At 52.8% G+C, this 2,367-nt stretch carries 5 protein-coding genes; all 5 read left to right on the top strand.

The annotated features are described in order from the left end of the window. The first annotated feature begins 123 nt into the window (after positions 1-123). Complete coding sequence (locus ACWWFX_RS25160; RefSeq protein WP_172860763.1) at positions 124-420, top strand: regulator; 297 nt, start codon at positions 124-126, stop codon at positions 418-420. A gap of 166 nt (positions 421-586) precedes the next feature. Continuing rightward, complete coding sequence (locus ACWWFX_RS25155; protein WP_473225092.1) at positions 587-835, top strand: DUF7446 family protein; 249 nt, start codon at positions 587-589, stop codon at positions 833-835. Continuing rightward, entirely contained in the window at positions 832-990 is a 159-nt protein-coding gene (locus tag ACWWFX_RS25150) for a hypothetical protein (protein ID WP_264209074.1), read from the top strand. The genes ACWWFX_RS25155 and ACWWFX_RS25150 overlap by 4 nt, the downstream gene beginning before the upstream one ends. Beyond that, positions 987-1,193 carry a cell division protein FtsZ gene (locus ACWWFX_RS25145; RefSeq protein WP_001752704.1) on the top strand — a complete coding sequence of 69 codons (207 nt, stop codon included), beginning with the start codon at positions 987-989 and terminating at the stop codon, positions 1,191-1,193. Before ACWWFX_RS25150 ends, ACWWFX_RS25145 begins: the two co-directional genes overlap by 4 nt. Before the next feature lie 75 nt (positions 1,194-1,268). Then, positions 1,269-2,360, top strand: coding sequence for a hypothetical protein (locus tag ACWWFX_RS25140; protein ID WP_473225091.1), 1,092 nt, complete (start codon positions 1,269-1,271; stop codon positions 2,358-2,360). Positions 2,361-2,367 lie beyond the last annotated feature (7 nt).

Below are 2,367 nucleotides of genomic sequence, written 5' to 3'. Positions count from 1 at the left end.
GCCAGAGACCACTGGATGTATTGGGCGTGGGTTGCTGGAGCATCCCTGCAAAATTTGGAAATCATACAGGCTGCCTAATGGCGGCCTTTTTATTAGCTCACGATACAAACAGAGGGTAAGGCGATGATCGACGACGTTCAACGCATCGATTCAATGATCAATGTTCTGAAAAATATGAAGCAGGACATGAAGCGACAGCAGAAGTTGAGCTCCATAAACAGCTTAGAGCTGACTCCCAAGCAAGCTCAAAAGCGTAATGCTGACGCTGAGTGGATTGCCATGGAGCAGATTAAGCGCCGCCATGAACTACATGCGCTTTCAGTTGAGCTTGGTTTCGCTGAGCGCCGTGCCAGTTACGACCCATTTGAATTAACCGACGGCTGGCACCGATTCAATCACAAGCCTCGTGAACCTCAATAGCCGCCTAACAAGCGGCTTTTTTCATACCCAAACGGGTTCAAAGAGCCTGTTTCGTTATGACAACCGGCGGCCATCCGCCGCCAATTGAAACTCGGAATAAATGCAATAAATGCGTTGAAGTCTTGTATTAACAGTTCCGTTCGCCGCGATAAGGCCAAGAGGATTTATGAGCAACCCAATCACAGTAGGTTTTTCAGGCCTGACGAAGCGAATTTTCGCGGGTCGGTCAAAGCCAGGCAAATTGGCGCCAGGCGTTCGTCAGTTTACTGGCGAGAAGTTTGATGTGACAGACGAGGCTGTTTTCGCTGTGGCGCACCTGATGGTGGCTCGCGATGACATTATTGTCATCCCTCTGCCGAATGGCGACGAGATTCACCTCCGCGCAGACATCAAAGAAAAGCGGGAGGCATCATGACAGTCACCCACAACGGCAAGCAGTACACCGCCAAAAAGCTCAACGATAACGAGTGGCAGCTGACGTCGGTATCGGCACCGCGTGAAAAGCTGACGCTGAACCGCTGGCAGATGCATATGGCTGGCCTCCTGGTACAGGTAGAGGTGAAGGTATGATTGGAATGCACTACGGCACCGCATCAGTGCCACGTAGCGAGGTTTTACCGGGCACAATGCTGCAACACCACGGCAAAACTTATCGCGCCTCTGCGAACGTTGAGAAAGGCCTGTACGCCTTCAACATCTTCGAAAAAACCATCATCAAAAGTGATTCCGTCGTTGTGCTGCTGAATGAGCGCGGCGAGCCGATGGTTCACTGATACCAACCACCCTATTCAACCGATCGGCCTGGCTTCTTCGGGCGGGATCTGCACATCCAAATTTCAGGAGAAACCATGAGCGAAGTAACGGACTTAACTGTCATCGAAATCAAGCCGGAGCAGGCGCCGGTGCTTTACGTAGCGGGCGGCCTTGATGCTTACCTCGAACAGATCCGCCAAGCAGTAAACGAAGTGCCGGACCTGTCCACGAAGAAAGGTCGTGACCGTGTCGCCTCTCTGGCTGCGCAGGTATCCCGCAGCAAGACGGCAATCGAAAAGCCTGGCCGTGAGTACCTGAAGCGCCTGAAAGAAGCTGTGCGCCCGGCTGAGGCCGAAATTAAGCGTTTCGTTGATGCCTGTGATGAGCTGCGCGACGCCACCCGCCGGCCACTCACCGAATGGGAAGCCGAGCAGGAACGCATTAAGGCTGAAGAAGCCATGAACGCGATGCACGCCGAAGCGCTGGAAATGAACATCAAGTTCGATCAAGAGCTGGCAGCCAAGTTCGAAGCAGACCACGAAATGGCTCTGCTGATGAACAAGGATTTCGACCGTGACCGCGAAGAGCAGCGCCGCCTGGCTGAACAAGCTCAGCGTGAGCGTGATGAAAAGATCCAGCGAGAAGCCGCTGAAAAAGCCACTCGTGATGCTGAAGAAAAAGCCAACCGTGAACGCCAACAGCACCAGGATGCACTCAGTGAGATCAGCGGTATTCAGCAGCAGGTGATCATCGCTCAGTCAGGGCGTTTAGGCGTTCGCCAGGGCGGAACAATCCAGTGCATTAAAGAAACGCTGGCTGAAACTGAGGCGTGGCCTATTGATGATCGCTTTGGCTCATTGATGGGGGCGGCTGAAAATGCCAAGCAACAAGCCATTGCACAGATCAAACAACTCCTGATTAACGCTGAGACGATTCAAAAACAGCAAGAAGAAAATGACCGCATTCTTCGCGAGGCTGAAGCAAAAGAAAAAAATCGCCTGGCCGAAGAGAAGCGCAAAGCCGACGAGCAAGCCAAGCGCGAAGCTGACGTGAAGCATCGCAAGACGGTCGGCACCAACATCGTTAACGCGCTCACCAGCCACACCAGCTTAACCCGCGAACAGGCTATCGAAGTGCTTACCGCTCTGAAGGATGACATGATCCCATGCGCGAAAATTCATTATTGAGGTGAAT

Source organism: Pseudocitrobacter sp. 2023LY-00077 (assembly GCF_055796175.1).
The sequence above is the reverse complement of the archived record's forward strand: the minus strand, read 5'-3'. Positions and strand labels throughout refer to the sequence as shown.